Here is a 21,895-nt window from a genome sequence, read left to right on the forward strand (position 1 = left end):
TTAACCGAATACGCGATAATATAGTTGTTTCGCTTTCGAAATATCATTTGTACCATGAATAAAAACACGACCATCCCGAAAAAAAACGATGCGGTAATCATCGAATTGGCAAGATAGTAAATACGGATTCCGATCTACTTTTCCCAGTTTTTTTAATACTTTTTCTATATCATCAAAATTGTATTTCCTATTGTCTACTATTCTAATTTGAACTGTATTTCTTCCGCATAAAACAGCTGCTTTCGTTTGATTTTCGTATGATAAATAAGGATAAGTTCGATTCAAACCGCATGAGAGACAAGCGTCTGTTTTTATTTTCCCTAATTTTATAAAATGATTTTGATTACTCCATATATCAAACATGAAAAATGTTTTTCTAATTGCTGAGAAATCTTCTACTAAAATTTTGAGCGCTTCTGCCACTTGATATGCTGCGACGATTTGAACAGTCGGGCTAATAATCCCAGCAGTATCACACGTCACACCTGTAACAGGGATATTTTTCAGCATACAATGTAAACACGGTGTCTCTTGCGGAATAATTATATAACTCATACCATATGATCCAACGCAAGAACCATATACCCACGGAATATTATGTTTTTGTGATAAATCATTTATTACAAATCGAATATCAAAATTATCTGTTGCATCGATGATTACATCTACATTTTTTAATAGACCTTCCATATTTTCTGAAGTTGCATCCATTACGAAAGCATGTATTTGTACTTCCGAATTAATTTGTTCTAGCCGATTTTTTGCAGCAATTGCTTTCGGCATTTTCTCTCTCGCATCTTGTTCAGAGTACAATTGTTGCCTTTGTAAATTACTCCATTCAACGTAGTCACGATCGATAATCGTCAACTTGCCAACACCTGCACGTACGAAACTTTCGGCACTTGCACTTCCTAATGCGCCTGCCCCTACAATTAACACATGTTTATTTCGAATTTTTTCTTGTCCTTTACTCCCAATTGGTTTGAACAACTGTTGTCGTGAATACCGATCAGCCATTACATACCCTTCCTCTCAAGAACTCTATTTCATATTAGAATGTTGTTTCTGATAACAAGCAAAGTAAGCAAAACCAACAAACCCAGCTCCTCCAATTACATTTCCGATAAAAACAGGAACAAAATTTTTAGCCAGATCCATCCACGTTAGATGACCAGCAAAAATAACAGCGGAAATGACAAACATATTTGCTACTACTTGCTGAAATCCAATCACTACAAATGCCATAATTGGAATCCAAATTCCGATGATTTTCCCGACAAAATCACTCGTCCCGTAAGCGAGCCAAAGAGCAAGACAAACGAGCCAATTACAACCAATTGCTAAAATTAAAGTTCTCCCAAATGATTCATGTAACTTCCCTTCCGCTATCGCTACCGTTTTATTTAAATACTCTCCCTCTGTTAATCCGCCAAGATGTCCAAAGCAATACGCAACGAAAATTGCCCCAATAAAGTTCATGAGAGTAATCCAAACCCAGTTATTCAGTACACTTATCAATGTAATTTTCTTTGCATAAAGCGCCATAGACAGTGACATCATATTTCCCGTAATTAATTCTCCTCCTGCTAATACTACGAGCATGAGTCCAACAGGAAATACTGCTCCTCCTAAAACATTCACTAGACTTCCCCAGCGCTCAGGTAAATTCCCTAAAACTCGAATGTTAAGTAAAAAACCTATCGCAATAAACGCTCCTCCTAAAAAACCGAGAATAAGCATCGCTGGCAATGTCTGTCTTACTTTTTGAACACCGGCCTCAATGACAAGCTCAGCAATTTGTTCCGGCTTATGAAATGCCATTACCCATTCCTCCATTTTCTCCAAATAAAAAAGCAGCTTCAAAAAACCTCCTCAAAATAAAGGTTTTTGAATGCTGCTTAATTTCTCTGCACATCTTTTACAGAGATATCAATCATCACTTTTACTATAAAATAGAAAATCCACAACTCTTGTAAATTTTCCATTTTTCACTATGACGCTAGCTTTATATATTAACCACCGATATGTGACATTTCAATTTTAGGTATTGTTTTCTTATTTGTATGATTTAAGCGTTCATCTGAATAACGATCTTCCCTATTATTCCATATATCGCGTACTACATCTGTAATGTCCTCATCTGTATGTTCAGAACGAAGCAATTCTCTTAAATCATTTCCTTTAGAAGCAAATAAGCAAGTATATAATTTTCCTTCTGCAGAAATACGAGCTCTCGTACATGATGAGCAAAAAGAATCTGTTACTGATGAAATAATACCTATTTCCTCATCGCTTCCTATATAACGATACCTAGTAGCCACTTCACCAGAATAATTTGCTTCTATCCGTTCTAACGGCATAACTTGATGAATCGTATCTACTATTTCTTGTTTAGAGACGACCTCTTTTAAATCCCAACCATTATAATTTCCAACATCCATATACTCAATAAAACGAAGAATATGCTTATTTCCCTTAAAATATTGCGCCATCTGCAAAATGTCCTGTTCGTTTTTTCCCTTTTGAACGACCATGTTTATTTTAATTTTCATTCCAACTTCAGCTGCAGCCTGTATTCCTTCCAGAACCCTTTGCACTTTGCTCCTATTACCATTTAAATAGAAAAACCGCTCTTCTTCTAAGGAATCTAAGCTAACTGTTACACGTGATAGTCCCGCCTTATATAAATCAGGAGCAAACTTTTTAAGTAACGATCCATTGGTTGTTAAACCGATATCTTCTACACCATCAATTTTATTAAGGCACTCAATAAGCTTTGGAAGCCCTCTTCGAAGTAACGGTTCTCCGCCTGTAATCCGTAATTTTCTCACACCTAAAGAAACGAAAATACGTGTTATCCTTTCAATTTCATCAAAAGATAAAATTTTATCATTAGACAAAAACGAGTAATCAGGACCAAATATTTCTTCTGGCATACAATATCGGCAGCGAAAATTACAGCGATCAGTAACTGAAATACGTAAATCCTTTAACGGACGTTGCAACTTGTCTAATGTAACTGATTTCATCTTCATTGCCTCACTTTTATTTTATATTTAAAACACGTTCTGGATGGGTATATACATTTAAGGAGTGATTACGAATAAATCCTATTGTCGTAATACCTAAATCTTCCGCTAGTTGCAAAGCTAACTCAGTTGGAGCTGATTTTGATAGTATAATTTCACAACCGATTTTTGCAACTTTCAATAATATTTCCGAAGAAATACGACCACTAAAAACAATGATTTTATCTTTTATAGAAATATCGTTTCTTAAACAATAACCGTAAATTTTGTCTAGTGCATTATGCCTACCAATATCCATTCGGCTTAAAATAATACCATTAACATCACATAAAGCTGCATTATGAACCCCACCAGTACGATGAAACGTATCCGCAGATTGCTGCATTTCTTTCATTAACCGAAAACAATCATCGGCAGCAACCTGTACATGGACACCCTTCATTTTTTTTGCACTTAGTGCATCATTTGCAAAAACAAACCCTTGCCTACTCATACCACAACAAGACGTAATATAGCGTTTATTTTGCATTTGTTCATAATACGGATTTACTTTTGTCGTTGTTACATGCACAAATCCTTCTTTCTCCTGCACCCATACACTATCAATGTCTTCATACTTCCGAATGATTCCTTCAGACGCTAAGAAGCCTATTACCATATCTTCTATATATTCTGGAGTATTAACCATTGTAACAAACTCCTGTCCGTTCATTTTAATGGTGACAGGAAACTCTGTTACAATGCTGTCCTCTATATGTTTAAATGCTCCTTGTTCATAACGAAAGATTTCTCTTTCTACCTGTATCGGTTTCACGATCAGTATCCTTCTCTCACGTTATATTTTTATCAAAAACAAATACAGAAACTGCAATATCTTCTTCTACTTTCATATCTGAAAACAAATTCACTAATTTCGCTCCAACAAGTTCCTCCAAATGTTCACGGGAATTCGCAGCATACACTTCTTGAATCATTTTCGTTCTAGCCATATGAACCATTTCCGCACCGTCCATCGTACTTGAAATAAATTTTTCAGTAGGTGTTAAGTTTCCATAAAGAGTCGCTATAGCCATATTTTCCGCAAAAACAGTATGAATTCGTTCTGGTCCTTTTCCGAAAAGTTCCTTTCGAAGTTTTCGTATCATATCATTAAATTCATGTACTTTTTTTGACATACAATTATACCTCCCAAAAGCCTCATTTTACTCTATTATATATTTTACCAAAATGAGCCTTCCGCCCAAACTATTTCCTACAAATATTTGGGCGGAAAGGTTCACTTCATGAAGTTTATTCGTCTTTTAACCCTTTCCCCATACCTTTTAAGAAATGAAGCCCAAACCCGATAGCACGGTTAATATCTGGGTCTTTCAATACTTTCATAAGATCGAATACCCCTACTTTTTTATTACTTTCTAGATGTTCATTACCTTCTTCTAGCCCGACTAATAAACTACCTATAAGCTTTTTCGTAAGTTCTGGGTCAAGTTCAGTTAACGCACCTGCAGCGCCCATCATATTATTAATTAAATTTGTAACAGGCTCACGAGTTACTTGACCTAGAACAATTTTCGCAATTGGTTCTTTCGCTTTTAGCATTGAATTTGCAGCTTCTAGCATTCCAATGTCATTTAATTCCCCTACTATATTAAACATCTGATTTAGAGCTTCTTCATTATTAGTTAGAAGCTCTTTTAAATCATCTAACTTTTGCTGTTTTATTTCTTCCTCAGTTAATTCTTGTTTTTGAATCATTTTTATAGGTGCAGCCATAGTTTTCTCCTCCTACTTATCCGTTAAATGCACATACCCTGGACGTGCCCACTTACGATGTACCTCAATTCCAGCTTGAGGGTGACGTTTTTTATTGCGTGGGTTCGCTTTTGGCATCGGATTTTCGCCATCAACTTCTAATACTTCCATACGTACTTTTGTTTGTTTATACGCAGGTGTATTCGTACGTACATCCACAGCAGGACCTGTTAAGAAATTAATTGCCGTTTCGTTATCTGTAGAGTTCATCGGTAAATATAACTCATTCGCTTTTACACGATTTGTAACGAGTGCACGTAATTTTAATGCTCCAAAAGGAGAGACAAGACGAACTAACGAACCTGTTTTTACGCCACGTTCTTTTGCAAGGTCTGGAGAGATTTCAACGAAAACACCAGGTACTTTCGTTTGAATACCTGTTGATTTATTTGTCATATTCCCTTCATGGAAATGCTCAAGCATACGACCGTTGTTAATGTGAAGGTCAAACTCAGCTGGAAATTCAGCTGGACGTACCCAGTCAGCAATCGCAAAACGAGCCTTTTTATCTGGGAAGTTAAATCCGTCTTGGAACAGAAGTGGTGTATTCGTTCCATCAAAACTTCCCCAATGGAAACTGTTCCATCCTTCAAGCACTTCATAGTTCGCTTGCGAGAACAATGGTGATAAACTTGCCATCTCAGCAAAGATTTCACTTGGGTGGCTATAATTCCAGTTTGCACCTAGTTTATTCGCAACTTCCTGGACGATCCACCAGTCTGGTTTCGCATCTCCTAGCGTAGGAAGAACTTGATATAATCTTTGGACACGGCGCTCTGTATTTGTGAAAGTACCTTCTTTCTCAAGAGATGGCGCTGCTGGTAATACAACATCTGCATATTGAGCAGTTTTAGAAAGGAAAACATCTTGCACAACGAAGAAATCAAGGCTCGATAACACTTCATGTACATGATTTGCATTAGAATCTACAAGAGCCATATCTTCTCCGACAAGATACATTGCTTTCATTTTTCCTTCGTCAATTGCGTGAAGCATTTCGATATTATTAAGACCTGGTTCACTATCAATTTTCACTCCGTAAGCAGTTTCAAATTTCGCACGTTCCATTTCGTTAGTAACGTGCTGATATCCTGGAAGCCATCCTGGTAAAGTACCCATATCACAAGCACCTTGTACGTTATTGTGGCCTCGAAGTGGGTATGCGCCTGCTCCTGGACGACGGTAGTTCCCTGTTGCAAGAAGTAAGTTTGAAATTGCAGCGGAAGTATCAGAACCACCTGTATTTTGCGTTACCCCCATACCCCAAAGGATACATGTACCATCTGCATCACGAATCATTTCAGCCATTTGAATAAGCGTTTCTTTTGAAATGCCTGTTACTTCTTCTGCATATTCAAGTGTATATTCCTCTAGGCTTTCTTTGAAATCTTCAAAGAAGTTTACATTCTCATTAATGAATTCCTGATCATGCCAACCTTGATCAATCATATATTTCGTAACAGCCATTAACCAAACTTGATCTGTTCCTTGTTTTGGACTAATAAAGACATCTGATCGCTCTGCCATTTCGGTTTTACGAAGATCAGCTACAATTAACTTTTGTCCGTGTAATTTATGTGCACGTTTAATACGTGTAGCTAGAACAGGATGACCTTCTGTCGGATTACATCCTACAATAATAACAAGACCAGATTGCGCAATATCTTTAATCGTTCCGGCATCACCGCCCATACCAATTGTACGGAACAAACCATCCGTTGCTGGTGATTGGCAATAACGTGAGCAGTTATCAATATTATTCGTTCCAAATACTTGTCGAGCTAATTTTTGAATTACATAATTGTCTTCATTTGTAATTTTAGAGGAAGAAATAAATCCGATAGAACCTTTACCGTACTCTTCTTTAATAGCGCCTAATTTATTTGCAACTACATTCAGTGCTTCTTCCCATGTAGATTCAACAAACGTTCCATTTTTACGAATTAAAGGTTTTGTTATTCGTTCTTTAGAATTTACGAAATCCCAACCAAATTTCCCTTTTACACAAGTGGAAATTGCGTTAACTGGTGCATCTGAAGATGGCTGTACTTTAAGAATTTTACGCCCCTTCGTCCACACTTCAAACGAACAACCTACACCACAAAATGTACATACTGTTTTCGTTTTCTTCGTACGAGTATCACGCATGGCCGCTTCCACTTCTGATACCGCAAAAATACCGCTATATCCAGGCTCAACTTCTTTAATTAAATCTACCATCGGTTCAAGAATATCTGGTTTTAATCCCGTCATAAATCCAGCTTCACCGAGCATCGTTTTCTCCATTAAAGCGTTACAAGGACAAATCGTTACACATTGACCACAGCTAACGCATGAAGAATCATTAATATTTACTCCTTCATCCCAAATAACTCGTGGGCGTTCCGCTTCCCAGTCTATCGATAACGTTTCATTTACTTGTAAGTTTTGACACACCTCAACGCATTGACCGCATGCAATACATTGATTAGGATCATAGCGATAAAACGGATGCGTCATATCAACTTCACTTACATCTACTTTCGGTTCATACGGATATTTTTGATGTTCAATTTCCATTAATTCTGCTGTATTATGCAGTTTACAGTTCCCATTGTTGTTGTCACATACTGTACAGTATAATAAATGATTTTCTAGTAACCGATCCATCGCCTCTGTTTGTGCTTCTTTTGCGCGAACAGAAGCACGTTCAATGTTCATACCTTCCGTTGCTATCGTCGAACAAGAACGCATTAACTTTCCGTCAACTTCTACAATACAAGTGTCACATGTTTGAATAGGATCTACTTCTGGCACGTAACAAATTTGCGGATGTTCAATCCCGTTCTCATTAATAACACCCAATATCGTTGAACCGGGCTCCGCTGTATACTTTTTTCCGTCAATTGTAATATGAACCATGTTGTTATTCATGGTCTTTCCCCCTTTTTGAGAATAAAAAAACTCCACCACGAAAATATACGCACCACATTTCGGCACGTTATTATCATGGTGGAGTAGTTTATTAGCACATCTTGCTAAAATACCAATCCATTTATTCATAAATAAAACGATAGAGTCATAACAGGTCATATCACGATTCCATCTTTAACACTATAATTATAGCGTTAAAGTTAAAAATATACAATATAAAATTTAAACTACGCATATGTCAGCTTGTAACTATCCATAATAACCCATATAAAGTGAAACTTTAATCAGTGGGGGGTTTTCTTCATCCCCCACTGATTATCAGCCCTCACCAATCGGGATAAAACATAACAAGGAGTAAGCGAACAAATGGGGTCTTTTAATAAATGGATTCGTGGTGAAAAATCTCTTTCTACCCAAGAGCAAGCTGATTACGCATTAAATAAATCTATCTCTTCTTCCCTTTCCCTTAATTTAAAGCACTTGTCCAAACTGTTTAGCGGTATTCCAGAATTAATAACACGCACTTTTCCATTAAAAAACGGACAGGAAGCTGCACTCATATATATGGAAGGACTTGTAGACAAAACTGTTATTAACGTAAACATTCTTCGTCCTCTCTTATTTAAAGAGTGGAATGAAGACGATTTTTGGAAAGCCTCTGTTTCTATCGGAAATATTAAAAAAGTTCAACAGTGGGCAGACATTGAACAATCTCTTTTACACGGCAAAAGTATTTTATTTATAAACGGACAACTATCCGCTTTAGAGCTCGATACGCAAGCGGCACCAAAAAGGAGTATTGAAGAACCTACAACAGAGAGCTCCATAAAAAGCTCACACGAAGGATTTAATGAAGTAGCGAGCGACAGCCTTGCACTTATTCGTCGATATATTCCAAATCGCGAACTGAAAGTGAAGGAATTCACTGTTGGTGAACGAGCTACTTCAAAGGTTTTTTTGCTTTATCTAGCAGATGTTGCGAACGAAAATGTCGTAAAAGAAATGGCATCCCGTATCGAGTCAGTAAAAGTTGATGCGATTCTTACTACTGGTGAATTAGAGGGGTTTGTTGAAGATAATTCATTTACTCTCTTTCCGCAATTATCAATAACTGAACGCCCCGACACAACAGCACATCATATTCTTGATGGGCGAATTGCCGTTGTTGTAGATCGCTCACCAGGCGTATTAATAGGACCTATGACCTTTTCATCCTTTTTTCAGACGATAGATGATTACAGCTTCAGACCTATGATTCCATCTTTTATACGACTCCTTCGTTTCACTGGGCTATTTATTGCAATATTTGCTCCTGCTCTTTATATTGCTATGATTTCCTTCCATTATGAAGTGATTCCGCTCAAATTGTTGTTAACGATTGGAGAATCTCGAGCCAAAATTCCTTTTCCTCCCATATTAGAAGCTTTATTAATGGAATTAGTTCTCGAAATGCTCCGAGAAGCAGCGATTCGGCTTCCTGGACCTGTTGGGCAAACAATCGGCGTCGTAGGAGGAATTGTAATTGGACAAGCTGCCGTTCAAGCTGGGATTGTTAGTAACGTTATGGTTATCGTCGTATCAATTACTGCGGTTGCCTCCTTCATTATTCCTAACTTAGAAATGTCAGCAGGAATTCGGCTTCTTCGATTCCCAATGATGATAGCCGCCTCTTTATTTGGCGTCATTGGAATTATGGTTGGGATGGCGATCATTATTATTCATATACTTTCTATGGAATCTCTCGGTGTTCCTTATGGTAGTCCTTTTTCTCCGTTATTTGCTTCGGATTTAAAAGATACCCTTGTACGTTTCCCATGGAAAATTATGAAGAAACGGCCACTATCTCTACAATTAAAACAAGATAACCGGCAAAGAGATGTTGAGGAAAAGGAGGATAATAAGTGACAAAACGTGCAAAGAGGGAGATTAGTTTATTTCAATACATTTTAACGATTAGTGGTGTTCAAGTAGGATTCGGTGTCCTTACACTTCCGCGTGAAGTTGCACAAGGGGCAAATACAGATGGCTGGATGTCTATTATTATTGGATGTGCTCTCACTACTTTAGTCAGTTTATGTATTGTGAAAATTATGGAAAAGCATCCTGGATATACTTTACTCGATGTGCTAACTCGTTATCTTGGGAAGTGGCTAGGAAGAGTAGGAATGATTTTTTGGATTTTATATGCTGTCCTTGCAGCTATTTCCTTAATTTTTTCCCTCTTATACGTTATTCACATTTGGATTTTACCTAGAACTCCAATGTTTTTAATTATGATTTTACTATCTATTCCAATGTTAATGCTAGCATGTAAAGGCGTTCTTATTATAAGTCGCTATGCTGTTTTCACTGTATTTTTCACACTATGGATGCCTTTTCTATTGTTTATTCCGCTTAAAGATGGGCATTGGATTTATCTTCTTCCTCTTCTTAAAGAAGGCTGGATACCAGTTTTAAACACAGTAAAATCAACTATCATTGCGTTTCTCGGATTTGAGTTTGCATTTGTCCTTTATCCTTATCTCAGTAATAAATCATCTGCAAAAAAAGGAATTGTTCTTGCGAATTTGATTACGCTATTTATTTATCTTCAAGTCACCTTTGTCTCTTTTGTTTATTTTAGTCCAGATGGTATAACAAAGTTTTTATGGCCGACTCTTTCTCTTGTTACACCGTTTCACTTCTCATTTCTTGAGCGATTTGAAATTATCTTTTTGTCATTTTATCTCTTTATTATTTTTGATTCCTGTATTCCTTATATTTTCACTGCTTCAGATGGAATTAATCAATTTCTTAACAAAAAAGGCAGTTCATTACCTATTTATGTTTTATTATTCGGGTGTATTTTCATCTTATTCTTTTATATCCCTTCTTCTTATCAGATAAGTGCGTTGCGGGAATTTTGGGGAACTGCTAGTTATTTTATCGTTTTTCTATTCCCAGTCGTATTTCTCTTATACATGACACTTTATCAGCATTGGAAAAGGAGAAGAGTTTAAATGAGGCGCTTTATTCATTTCACTATACTTTACTTTCTCATAACCTTTTTAACAGGCTGTGGAGATCGACTCGACTTAGAAAAACAATCGATTTCATTAATTTACGGCTTTGACGCAAAAGCAAAAGGAAAATTAATTGTGTACCACGTGAATCCTATTTTTAATGAAGACGTAGAAAAAAAGTACGAAACACATGAAGCGAAAGTACGTACACCTCGAGAAGCAAAAGCAACGTTTAATAGCTCAAGTGGCGGTTTAGTATCTACAGAAAAGTTACAGCTCATTTTATTTAGCACAAATTTTTTAAAACAAGAAGGGGCTATGCCTTACCTTGATGTTTGGTATCGTGATCCTAAAAACACTGGAAACATGCGCATGGTTGCAGTAGACGGTCCAATTTCTTCAGTTATATATAATAACTTTAAAGATAAGCCTGCCCTTCCCGAGTATTTAACAGATTTAATTAATACGAACAAACTGTACAATCGGACCGTTTTTACGACATTCCATGAATTTCACAGGCAAACGTTTAATAAAGGTATAACACCTGCTATTTCAGAAATAAAAAAAGGTAAAAAGGATGTTATCGTTACTGGTTCCGCGCTATTAACTTCTCGCGGAATTTATAAAATGTCATTAAATCGTTATGAAAGCGCCCTTCTTCTTTTGTTACAAAAGAAAGCGAATACACCGGTTTCGCTTACATTGAAAATCCCTTCTACTTCAGTTGAAAGTAATAGTGATTTAAAAGATACCGATGGCGGCGATTTCGTAACAATAAATGTTCTTAGCATGAATCGTGATATCCATACAGATTATAGCGATAACCACTTCAAATTTCATGTTAAAATGGATTTGAAAATTGCTGTCTCTGAACTTACATTCAATATGGATATAGACAAAGATAGAAAGAAATTAACTTCTCTTATTACAAAACAACTAAACAAAGATTTGAACGATTTAATCCACAACATTCAAAAACAGCAACTTGATCCATTCGGATTTGGTGATTATGCGAGAGCGTTTCAATATAAAGAATGGAAACAAGTCGAAGATGATTGGCCGAGTGCCTTTTCAAAAGCTAATGTGAAAGTGGCACCAACTATTAAAATTTTAGAAAATGGGATTATTAAATAGAAAAAACACGCTACTTGTTCTTATATGAATAAGTAGCGTGTTTTCATTTCCATTACAAGTATTATTTCAATGGACTATACTTTATTTCTATTTCTATTTCTATTTCTAACATTACTATGTTTTTTAGCATATACAAAATATATGAAAACACCTATTATAATCCATGCCACAAAACTAATTAAAGTAAGCTTAGAAAGGTTCAAAGCTAAATATATACAACTTACTATCGAAACGATAGGTAAAAAAGGTACTAGAGGAGCACGGAATGGCCTCTTCATATTAGGATGTGTCTTTCTTAATACAATGACAGCTATAGATACAAACACAAATGCTGTTATCGTTCCCATATTCACTAAATTAGCTAATAAATTCAAATCCACTAATCCCGCTAATAAAGCTGCTAGTATACCTGTAACCCATGTATTAAAAAATGGAGTTTGTAAACGTTTATGGACACTTGAAAGTCTTTTTGGTAACAATCCATCTCGACTCATCGAGTAAGATACACGAACAAATGCAAACATAGCTACTAACAGAACTGTTGTTAGCCCTGCTATCGCTCCCACCGATAACAACCCAGCAATTCTATCTTCTCCTACAGTGCGCAACGCATATGCAACAGGATCAGCAACATTTAATTCCGTAAACGGAACCATTCCAGTTAACACGAATGAAACACCTACATATAGAACCGTACAAATGAACAAGGAAACAAGTAGCCCAATTGGCACGTTACGTTGTGGACGCTTCACTTCTTCTGCGGCTGTTGCAACTGCATCAAATCCTAAAAAAGCAAAAAATACAGTAGCAGCGCCTCCTACCACACCGTGAAAACCAAACGGTAGAAATGGTTGCCAATTCTCTGGTCTTACATATTGTGTCCCTACAACAATAAACCCTACAATAACAGCCAGTTTAATAATAACCATTATATTATTTATTCGTGCACTTTCTTTTGCACCACGGCTTAATAAAAATGTAACAACTAAAATAATAAGAACTGCTGGTAAATCAATGATTCCACCCTTCCCCATTCCTGGTGCCGAAGCAAAAATCGTAGGAATGTGAATATTAAAACCTAGTAGCAATGACTGAAAATATGCTGACCAGCCTGCTGCAACCGCAGAAGTCGCTAATAAATACTCCAGCATAACACACCAGCCAACTATAAATGCAAAAATCTCACCTAGTGTCATATATGTATATGAATATACACTTCCCGAAACTGGAACTGTAGATGCAAATTCAGCATAACAGAAAGCTACACATGCACATATAATTGCCGCTAATACAAAAGATAATACAATCGCCGGACCAGCATGTTTCGCTGCTACAATACCAGTTAATACGAAAATACCTGTACCAATAATTGCTCCAATCCCTAAAAGAGTTAGATCAATCGCTCCTAAAGTTTGATTCAATACTTTTTTCTTTTCTTCATCCATTGCTTTCTTTATGAAAAGACTCATTCTTTGAAACCTCTTTTTCAAGTTTATCTCTTACTTGTTACATTCTTTATTACTGTTCTATTTTAAAAATAAAAATATACATAGTTCACTTCCCCTATAGACTTAGTAACCCACCTCAAAAAAACAGAAAAATCAATCTCTTTATGCCGTATTGAATTTTCGAAATATTAATCGTACCAAAAAACCATTAAGAATGCTGATTGAATTTATCATACAATTAATTATATTGTCAATAATAAATCAATCAAAAACAATCGGTTGATTATGTATCAAATGTTATTTTTATACATAATTATTTTCTCAAAAACATTGTTGTTTTCCACCTTAATATTCATACACATTTTATTACATTGATTTTCATACAATTTTCATTACATACAATGCAATAAAAATTATAATAACCTCAAATGAATTATTATTTAAAAATAATAATTCATTTGAGGTTATTTTACCATTTTAATACTAACAAAAAAGTGCAGATTTTCATCTGCACTTTTTTTATTCTTCCGCTTCAGCTTCTGCACTACTATTTCCAAGATGCTCCTTCTGAGCTTCCTCTTGCAGCTCCGCTGAAATCATCCCATAATAAAGTTCCGGATATAACCCAAATATTTGATATACACTTCCTAAAAACGGCATCAGAATCCCTCTTTTCTAAAGTTGTATTGCCACTTTTAAGGATTCCCTTTTCATTCATTATACATTCGTTTTTGACGTTTCTTCTTCATCTTGAACACCTAATAAATTTTGCCATTTTTTATACGGAGCGCTATTTGGATCTACATATCCTTTCGCATGCGAGCGATCCCACAATTGTTTAATAAACATTTCTTTCTCTTTCTTTGCCACCATATCGGCACCTGTACCGTAATAGTTCTGGAAATACAACTCGATTTCATCAAGGAATAGTCTTAATAATTCATCTGATGTTTCTTCTAACGTCGGATCATACTTCGCTTCACGATCATACATTAAAATCATATCTAAAAGATTGTGGACATGTTCTTTTCTAAGCCATCTTACATCTTGGGCTCCTAATACGAACGGATGTGTATATAAATGTCCACCTTGTATCATCGCCTTTTCTTGCTCTTCTTCAAATCGTGACAAGATGTTTTCATAAATAAACGGATTATGAAGCAACGCTCTGTGTAATTTATAACTTTCGCTTGAAATATTTTTCCCCATTGACTGAATTAAAAAGCTACGTCCTACACCGTTATATTGATACACAAACTGTCCATCAACAGCAACTAAACTAATCCAGCGATACATATATGCGTATAGTAATGCACGATTACATTTATCATAATCTAATTTTGTTTGAGTCGCATTTAAATCTGGCATAAAGGCTGGTAAGTGCCAATACTTATCTAAATGCGGCGTTAAACTAGATTTTTTACTATTTAATTTGTTTACACGGCGATAATACGATTGGAAATAGTCACCTTTATCATTCATAAATCCATTTGAAATATGTCCTGATGATAATTTAGGAAAGTCTTGCAGCGATAAGCCGTAATGCGCTCGATAACAGATCACTTCAAATGGCGAAAAGGCTTCATGTACTGTATCTTTTTCTTTAAACATTTCTTGAATTAATTCCTCTTGCAACTCTTTCTTTAAAGAAGGATGTATACCCCAATATTGTAATTCCCTATGATGAGCAACTTTCGGAACGAATGGACTCGCTAAATGGAACAGGTCTTCAATTTTTTCACGAACGTATTCATCGCGATCACGTTTCTTATAATCTGCTTCTTTTCGCAACGCTTCAATAATATTCAGTTCTAATTTATCACGATAGCGTACTTGCAGTTCGTCATAACAATAGCTCAGTATATGTTCTCGGTAGAAATCCTCTACCTTTTTCGACTGAATCTCTTCTGTTTTCGCATCACGACAATATTCCCCGTACAAACTCATGTAAATTTCCGCTGATATATCTTTCGGTAGTACACCTAAATTTAAATGTTGCTGCATATCTTGCCATATCTTTTCTTGCAGCTGTTCCTCAGCTAATACATATACATTCGTCGGGTTTGTTTTCCCTTCAAATTCCTTACTGCGCTTTTGGATTTCAAACAGTAAATTTTCACGTGTTTCATGTAAATTATCAAAAAATCTTTCCCAATATTGAATCATTTTATTAACTGCTTGATATAGCGATTGATATACAAGTTCTAATAGCATTTCTTTTCGATATTCATTTAATTTGTGTACATATTGCGTTACGATGTCTTCAAATTCTCTTTTGAATAAACGTTGCTGATTATTAATCATTTTTCCGAACCAGCCTTGTTGTTGAGCAATTTCTACTCGGCGTACAGCCGTTACCGTTCCATCAATATTACCCACATTAAATTTTTTATCGTAATTTTGAATTACATTACGCTTTTGTTCATTATTTTCATGTAGTCGATTCATTTTTTCTACTAACTGCTTTCGAATTTCATATAACATAAAACGCGCTGCTACTGGGTGAACGGGATCTGTTTTCTTTAAAAACCATGTATTTAATTGATAGGACTGCCCTTCAGAACCACTTGGTGAAAAGCGGTCTGATTCAATCATGTCATATAAAAGTGTCGTTACATGTTCATGTACCCGGCTCGGAATCGCATACGCATATAAACGCACCGCATGATCCACTCTTGCCACTTCACCCTTCATCTGTTCCATCATTTTCAGTTTCGTAGCTGAAATTTTACACTCATGTTGCAGACGATTTAATTCCTCATCTTTTTGCACCGTTCGTTGTACATAACTTTCTACAGCTTCTAAAAACAGTTTTGATTTCGCAACTCCGAGCTTACCACCCTCTGCTCCTTCACGTGTTTCATTGTACATTTGTCTATAGAAAATATGAGCTTGCTCTGGACGGGTAGCAAGATGCTCCAAGTCCTCTAAATAACTTTTACCTCTCTCCGGCTTTTCACGTTGCATCCCACGTTTTACATCTTGATCGTATCTTTGCTTCTTCTCTTGAAACAGTTGATCTAAATGAAGCCACGATTCATCTAAACCTTGCACGGCCCATTTTAAAGCACAATATTTTAACACATGTTCATATGGATAAATGAGTTTTGCCGTTCCTGCCCCGCAATATCGTCCTTTTCCGCTTGATTCTGCTAATTGCTGAATTTGATTGTCTTCCTGTGCAAAATGACTTGTGGACATCGGGCTAAATAACTGTAAATAAATTGTATTTGCCATCTGTTCCATATAGTCTGATAAATTGTGTAAATGGTGTCCATGTAGGTTTTCGTAATCGTATAAGAAACAATAATTGTACGGTAAATGATGTTGTTTAATTGTATGATTCGTTCTTCCGTCTTCATCTACTTGATCAGGGCGATACTCTAATTCAATTGTTACACCGCCGCGTTTTGATAATTCTCCAGTAGACCCGAGCGTAATAGCATGTAATTCTTTTAACGATGCATAGCCATTTGCTTGCACCGTTTCAAATTCTTTCGCGCTAACCGTTCTCGTCTTTACTAAAACATCCGGCATTAAAAACGCACCGCGTATTAAAATGTTATGATGCTGCAATTTCTTCCGAAGCATTTCACGTAAATATAAAGCAATTTGCAGAAACATCCCTGAACCTGTTCCGCCTGCTAGTGATGTTACTATAATGACACGCACACCATATTCCGTTTGATCACTTGTAACCGGAAAGATTTTCTCGATTTCTTGCCAAAAAGACGTCAATTTATCTTCTTTCATCGCAGCACGTAACGCTAAACGTGAAATGACGCGTAACTGTCCTGCTCCTTCTGTTAATGGTTTATCAAGTATAGTCGGATCCATCGGAAACCACTCTGGGATCGTTGGATCTCCCGCAATATACTCCCTAGGCGTTTTACTAGAACTTGTTTGTGTCTTAAACTTTCGAATATGATCGAATTTACTTAATGTATTCACATCTGTATCAAATACGTGCATTGCTACCTTTTTCCGGCGCTCTTCAGGCAGTTTTTCATATATTTGATGCGTCACAGTACTACCGATTCCACCTAAACCAATTAATATTGTTGGAACTTGTAATGTCATGTGAACCACCTTCCTATTCTTGCTTGTTGGAAAAAAGGAAAGAGGATCAATACTCCATCCCCTTCTTATCCCTACCTACTATTCACACTCGTATTTGTAAATCTCCTTACCATATCCTCTATCAATTACTAAAAGTTCATTTGGATATAGTGTCTTATGTTCCATTCCAACCTCATCCTCTGTTATAAACATCCCATCAATAATCATTCCTACTACTTGTGACTCTTTCGCTACAAATATCGATTTCGATCCTTTCTTTGCTATAAACGTAACGGATTGCACAGTCTTTCTTTCTGCTCTATACGGAATACCAAAATAATGTTTCCACCATTTATTTTTGAGTAACTCTGGCTCAGATTGATATAACCAATCTTTCGCTACCTCTTGATCCCATTCGTAATACAATAATGCTTTCCGGTGAAATCTTGGACGGACAATCCATCCTAAAACGATTATTCCTACTATTAACAGTAATAAAGTGATAGGAATAACAAACTTAAAAATAAGCGCATACTTTTCATAAAACGGCGCATTTTGAATATGGAGTGTTATATCTTTCTTTACTTTTGGTAATTTTGAATCCTGCACTACGATGGTAGCTTCTACGGTGCCGGTATCTGTAAAATTGAATGTGTCGGAGTAATGCGGTCGAGGATAAATGTAAATTTGATTACCATGCTGTTTTATTTCATAGTTGATTGATTGTTTAGATGTGACACCAGTAGATTTTAATAGTTTTTTTACAGCCTCTTCTGTCATCGGCTTATCATCTAACTGTGGTTGTATAATAAATGGTTTACTATTCTCTAAATTTGTTACTTTTTCTTCATAATCTTTCGTGACAGTTTGAAGTGATAATTTAGGCTTTTTCGTTGTTTCGATTTTAAATTCTTTCGTCTGTCTGTAAAACCCCTTTATGTTCATATGAACTTTCCCGCGTACTAATCCTTTAGTAAGCTTCGTTTCGTAATAAAATACATTTCTTTTATCGTCCCACTTCATCGCATATTGCTTCCCGTCTATTTCTACTTCTGCCTGAAAGTAAGAAGACTGAACTGGCAACTCAGTAGGTTTTGCTTCAATAACAGCTGTCACATCTTCATACATTTCCTCAACATTTTTTCTATCCTTATCCTCTTTGTCATAAGTAGAAACAGTATAATTAAGTGCCGGTTCGACTAGTACTTGTAATCCTTCTTTCTCAATATCTCGGTCCACTTCTATCGTATACGTTCCTGGTTTAATAACTTCTTCATTTTCCGTACTGATATGAACTATATTTCCGAACAATTTCGCTTCACCTGGTGCATGTATGGAAAAAGAAGATTGTAATTGTAATGGTTTAGAAATTTGTGTGACCTGATAATCGGGCAAAGAAGGCGATTGTCGTACAAGTGTCATACGTTTTAACGGAAATGGTGTTGTAATCTCTACTTTCTTCCCTACTACTTTCGTTTTTACAATCGATTCAACGGAAGAGAACGGATCACGATTTGCAACTAATGCTGCCACTTGATTGACGCTTTTTACAATCCCATCCTCTCCACTAGATGGCATCGTAACCCCGTTGAGCTCTTTCTTCCATATTTCTTTAAACGTATTTAGTTGTGCTTTTTCTTGTTGCCCTAAATCCTCTTCCATCGTAATTAAAATTGGATGTAGCGATATCTTTTTTGCATCCATATCCTTCTTAAACTGTGCTAACTTTTGTGTAATTTGTTCTTTTCCGCCAACCTTATCTTTCTCTAAATCATTAAATGCCCCGTCAGTTAAGACAATAAGCCAAAATTCACGCTTCCCATCTATATCTGCTTCCTTTTTTATAGATTGCATCGCCGTTTCTACTGCGCTAAACGGAGTATTTAAATACGTTTTCCACGCTCCAATTCCCTCAATTTCCATTTGTCTCTTATCCTTCGCTAACGAAATGTTTAATGGATCATTCGGCTTACTCATTGGAACGTAAGAAAATTTATCTTTTTCATCTAATAGCGCAACTAAACTTTGCAAAGCATAATTGGCATATTTCCAGCGATCGTTATTTCTCATGCTGCCCGAATCATCATATACAAGTGAAACGACCCTTTCCTTTGCCTCCTCTCCTTTTGCAAAAGTCCAAAAAGGATGTAACCATATAAATAGAAACAACATGAATGTGGCACAAATTCGAATTTTCATGATGAGGCTTCGCCACCTTTGTAGACAAATTCCTATGTTTAAATTTATGAGAGGAAACAAGATATATGACTTGTATTTTAGGACAACTAACCCACCATAACTTTATTATGTAAACAGATCATACACTTGGTAATATTCCTTCTAGCATTCTCTATCCAATTATATAAGTAAAAAAGCCTGTTTAAGCTCCACGCTTAAAACAGACTTTTCCTACTTTTTATTTTAAAAACACATGACAAAAAGTTTGATTTTTAACTTAACACATCACTTCTATTGTAAATCCACCAGGTGCTTCAACGTAAAACGTATACGCATGGGCATGCTTAGGAGGCTCGACCAAAAATCCATCTTCCTTCAATCTTTGATTTATCTTATCTACTTGTTCTTCACTTTCTTGTGGAAATCCTACATGAAATGTTTTTGGATACTGAACTTCTTTTCCTTTCATTAACGTTAGTATAAATCCATCATTATCACGCATAACTGCAAAGGCATTCCCCCTTGTTCCACTACAAGTTAAGCCAAAATACTTTTCTAAAAACTCTCTTGCAGCTACTACATCTGCAACTGTTAAATTAAGATGTTTAATTCCCAATTCATCACCTTCTTTCTTAATTTTCTAACATTTTATCATACAATTAAAAAACACGCCTTTCACAGCGTGTTTCCTTGCTTTACATACACTTCAACAATCGGATTCTCTTTATGATCCGCATGCAAGCGTATATTCTCTTCACTTGTATTATAAATACTAGCTAATAACATTATCGTTAACACATTAGGTGTCTTCGCATCACTTCCGTATTTTCTCTCAAGCGCTTCCTTATATTCAAAATCTAAATCCCCCTGCACATATGTATACACTTCAAAACCATCTTCTAAATTGCAAACTACTGTATCAATAATATCTGCCCCTACTTGCTTCTTCATTTCCTCTCGCAACGCTTCAATAAATTCTTCCCACGGTACTTCGTATGTCTGAAACTGATCTGTAGATTTCATGCCTTTTCCTCCTTATATATCCTCTTCTTATATTTCCCCTTTCCTATAACAATTATGATAGATAGGGCATTCGTACAAGCCGCACTTGTCCCCCTTACATATCGTATTACTGTAATGCGGAAGGAGGAAAGAACATGCATAGACAAAAATGTTATGATACATGCCGACGTTACTTCGGAAAAGTTGTTCGGATTGAAGACCGTGATGGCCGTATACATTTAGGGAAAATAATCGATGTGACACAAAGCTCTGTATGGATTGAACCGGTGCAACAGCGCTCATCTTTTGATTCAGGATTCGGCTACTATGACGCTTATGCAAACGGTGGTTGTGACCTTTGTGGAGGCCTTAGCAGGTGTGATAGTTGTGGATTCGGATGCGGTGGTGGATTCAGCAGCTGCGGATGTGGTGGTCGTGGTTGTAGTAGTTGTGGTTGCGGTGGCTGGGGAGGCGGCGGTTGTGGCTGGGGTGTTGAACTCGGATTTGGTTTCATCTTCGGAATTACATTAGCTGCATTATTTTTCATTTAACATAGTAAAGAGTTGGCTACCTTTAGCCAACTCTTTTTCTTTATTTTTCACATATAAAAATACGATGCCCTAAAATGTGTTGGTACATAAGCCGTATATTTTCATGCTGTACCCACGCCTCATATAACTCATTCGGAATATGTGAGGATACATTCCATTCTGGCTCTTCTACATAGCCAGAGATCGTTTCTGCAATCGTGCCACCGCCAGCAATTGTAATTCTTTTAAAATTTGCTTTCTGAAATAATTGTACCCACTCATTCTCAGTTAATAATTCTTTCATACCATATAATTGGGCGATTTTTTCTTCCTCACCCTTATCAATGTGCCTATCAATAATCATTTCAATGACAACAAGCTTACCGTCCTGCTGTAATACACGATAACATTCCGAGATAACCCTTTCTTTGTCTGTAAAAGCGATGATTGATTCTCCAAGTACGAACTCAAATGAGTTATTCAAACACGGTAAATGCTCCACATTTCCTTCAATTAATTGTATATCTAACCCTTCAAACAACCATCTATCTTTTGCCTTTTGAATCATAATTTCATTCTTTTCAACCGTTGTTACTTTATAACCAAATTCCCTTGTCATATATGCCGCTGTTTTCCCCGTACCGCAACCTATCTCAAGGACATTCGCTCCATATTTAAAAGGCAGTTGTGCTAACAATTGTTTTGTTAACGTAAAGCCACCAGGATGAGCGCTTCCTATTCCGTAATAAGCTAGGAAATCGATGTATGTGTTTCGCTTCATGGGATTC

At 36.3% G+C, this 21,895-nt stretch carries 18 protein-coding genes; 4 read left to right on the forward strand and 14 right to left on the reverse strand.

Annotation, left to right across the window (positions count from 1 at the left end; all coding sequences use genetic code 11):
* From ACTFR3_RS05265 to fdhF, 7 genes are all read right to left on the reverse strand, one after another.
* A complete protein-coding gene (locus ACTFR3_RS05265; protein ID WP_440044228.1) occupies nt 1–1,017 on the reverse strand; it encodes a molybdopterin-synthase adenylyltransferase MoeB in 1,017 nt (338 codons plus the stop codon).
* Between the two features lie 24 nt (nt 1,018–1,041).
* A complete protein-coding gene (locus ACTFR3_RS05270; protein WP_000863998.1) occupies nt 1,042–1,821 on the reverse strand; it encodes a formate/nitrite transporter family protein in 780 nt (259 codons plus the stop codon).
* Nucleotides 1,822–2,012: 191 nt separating this feature from the next.
* Complete coding sequence (gene moaA / locus ACTFR3_RS05275; RefSeq protein WP_440044229.1) at nt 2,013–3,029, reverse strand: GTP 3',8-cyclase MoaA; 1,017 nt, start codon at nt 3,027–3,029, stop codon at nt 2,013–2,015.
* Nucleotides 3,030–3,045: 16 nt separating this feature from the next.
* The gene (fdhD, locus tag ACTFR3_RS05280) at nt 3,046–3,843 is read right to left on the reverse strand and encodes a formate dehydrogenase accessory sulfurtransferase FdhD (protein ID WP_440044230.1); all 798 of its coding nucleotides are present in this window, start codon (nt 3,841–3,843) and stop codon (nt 3,046–3,048) included.
* 16 nt (nt 3,844–3,859) lie between these two features.
* Entirely contained in the window at nt 3,860–4,204 is a 345-nt protein-coding gene (locus ACTFR3_RS05285; protein WP_000039582.1) for a DUF2294 domain-containing protein, read from the reverse strand.
* Nucleotides 4,205–4,319: 115 nt separating this feature from the next.
* Nucleotides 4,320–4,802, reverse strand: a complete 483-nt coding sequence (locus ACTFR3_RS05290) for a DUF1641 domain-containing protein (RefSeq protein ID WP_000729897.1) — start codon at nt 4,800–4,802, stop codon at nt 4,320–4,322.
* Between the two features lie 12 nt (nt 4,803–4,814).
* Complete coding sequence (gene fdhF / locus ACTFR3_RS05295; protein ID WP_098395510.1) at nt 4,815–7,754, reverse strand: formate dehydrogenase subunit alpha; 2,940 nt, start codon at nt 7,752–7,754, stop codon at nt 4,815–4,817.
* 366 nt (nt 7,755–8,120) lie between these two features.
* Between fdhF and ACTFR3_RS05300 the strand changes: the two genes are divergently transcribed.
* The 3 genes from ACTFR3_RS05300 to gerSC are packed head-to-tail and all read left to right on the forward strand — an operon-like array spanning nt 8,121 to nt 11,890.
* Nucleotides 8,121–9,659, forward strand: coding sequence for a spore germination protein (locus ACTFR3_RS05300; protein ID WP_000534525.1), 1,539 nt, complete (start codon nt 8,121–8,123; stop codon nt 9,657–9,659).
* Nucleotides 9,656–10,753, forward strand: coding sequence for an endospore germination permease (locus tag ACTFR3_RS05305; protein WP_000166517.1), 1,098 nt, complete (start codon nt 9,656–9,658; stop codon nt 10,751–10,753). The genes ACTFR3_RS05300 and ACTFR3_RS05305 overlap by 4 nt, the downstream gene beginning before the upstream one ends.
* Nucleotides 10,754–11,890, forward strand: coding sequence for a spore germination protein GerSC (gene gerSC / locus ACTFR3_RS05310; protein ID WP_001252213.1), 1,137 nt, complete (start codon nt 10,754–10,756; stop codon nt 11,888–11,890).
* Nucleotides 11,891–11,964: 74 nt separating this feature from the next.
* On the opposite strand, the gene ACTFR3_RS05315 is transcribed toward gerSC, so the two are convergent.
* The 6 genes from ACTFR3_RS05315 to ACTFR3_RS05340 all read right to left on the reverse strand — a co-directional run bounded on the left by ACTFR3_RS05315 (nt 11,965) and on the right by ACTFR3_RS05340 (nt 20,598).
* A complete protein-coding gene (locus ACTFR3_RS05315) occupies nt 11,965–13,359 on the reverse strand; it encodes an APC family permease (RefSeq protein ID WP_000051654.1) in 1,395 nt (464 codons plus the stop codon).
* Between the two features lie 498 nt (nt 13,360–13,857).
* Complete coding sequence (locus tag ACTFR3_RS05320; RefSeq protein ID WP_001116195.1) at nt 13,858–13,998, reverse strand: hypothetical protein; 141 nt, start codon at nt 13,996–13,998, stop codon at nt 13,858–13,860.
* Nucleotides 13,999–14,055: 57 nt separating this feature from the next.
* Nucleotides 14,056–17,418 carry a tubulin-like doman-containing protein gene (locus ACTFR3_RS05325; protein WP_000175124.1) on the reverse strand — a complete coding sequence of 1,121 codons (3,363 nt, stop codon included), beginning with the start codon at nt 17,416–17,418 and terminating at the stop codon, nt 14,056–14,058.
* A gap of 78 nt (nt 17,419–17,496) precedes the next feature.
* A complete protein-coding gene (locus tag ACTFR3_RS05330) occupies nt 17,497–19,596 on the reverse strand; it encodes a vWA domain-containing protein (protein ID WP_440044231.1) in 2,100 nt (699 codons plus the stop codon).
* A 256-nt stretch (nt 19,597–19,852) separates the two neighbouring features.
* Nucleotides 19,853–20,191, reverse strand: coding sequence for a VOC family protein (locus tag ACTFR3_RS05335; RefSeq protein ID WP_000511515.1), 339 nt, complete (start codon nt 20,189–20,191; stop codon nt 19,853–19,855).
* 59 nt (nt 20,192–20,250) lie between these two features.
* Complete coding sequence (locus ACTFR3_RS05340; RefSeq protein ID WP_000842902.1) at nt 20,251–20,598, reverse strand: hypothetical protein; 348 nt, start codon at nt 20,596–20,598, stop codon at nt 20,251–20,253.
* 134 nt (nt 20,599–20,732) lie between these two features.
* Here ACTFR3_RS05340 and ACTFR3_RS05345 point away from each other — a divergent pair, with 134 nt between their 5' ends.
* Nucleotides 20,733–21,128 carry a hypothetical protein gene (locus ACTFR3_RS05345; RefSeq protein WP_000555000.1) on the forward strand — a complete coding sequence of 132 codons (396 nt, stop codon included), beginning with the start codon at nt 20,733–20,735 and terminating at the stop codon, nt 21,126–21,128.
* Nucleotides 21,129–21,168: 40 nt separating this feature from the next.
* On the opposite strand, the gene ACTFR3_RS05350 is transcribed toward ACTFR3_RS05345, so the two are convergent.
* Nucleotides 21,169–21,888, reverse strand: coding sequence for a class I SAM-dependent methyltransferase (locus tag ACTFR3_RS05350; RefSeq protein WP_000828249.1), 720 nt, complete (start codon nt 21,886–21,888; stop codon nt 21,169–21,171).
* Between the last annotated feature and the right edge of the window lie 7 nt (nt 21,889–21,895).

Source organism: Bacillus cereus group sp. MYBK14-1 (assembly GCF_051916885.1).
Lineage (GTDB): Bacteria > Bacillota > Bacilli > Bacillales > Bacillaceae_G > Bacillus_A > Bacillus_A cereus.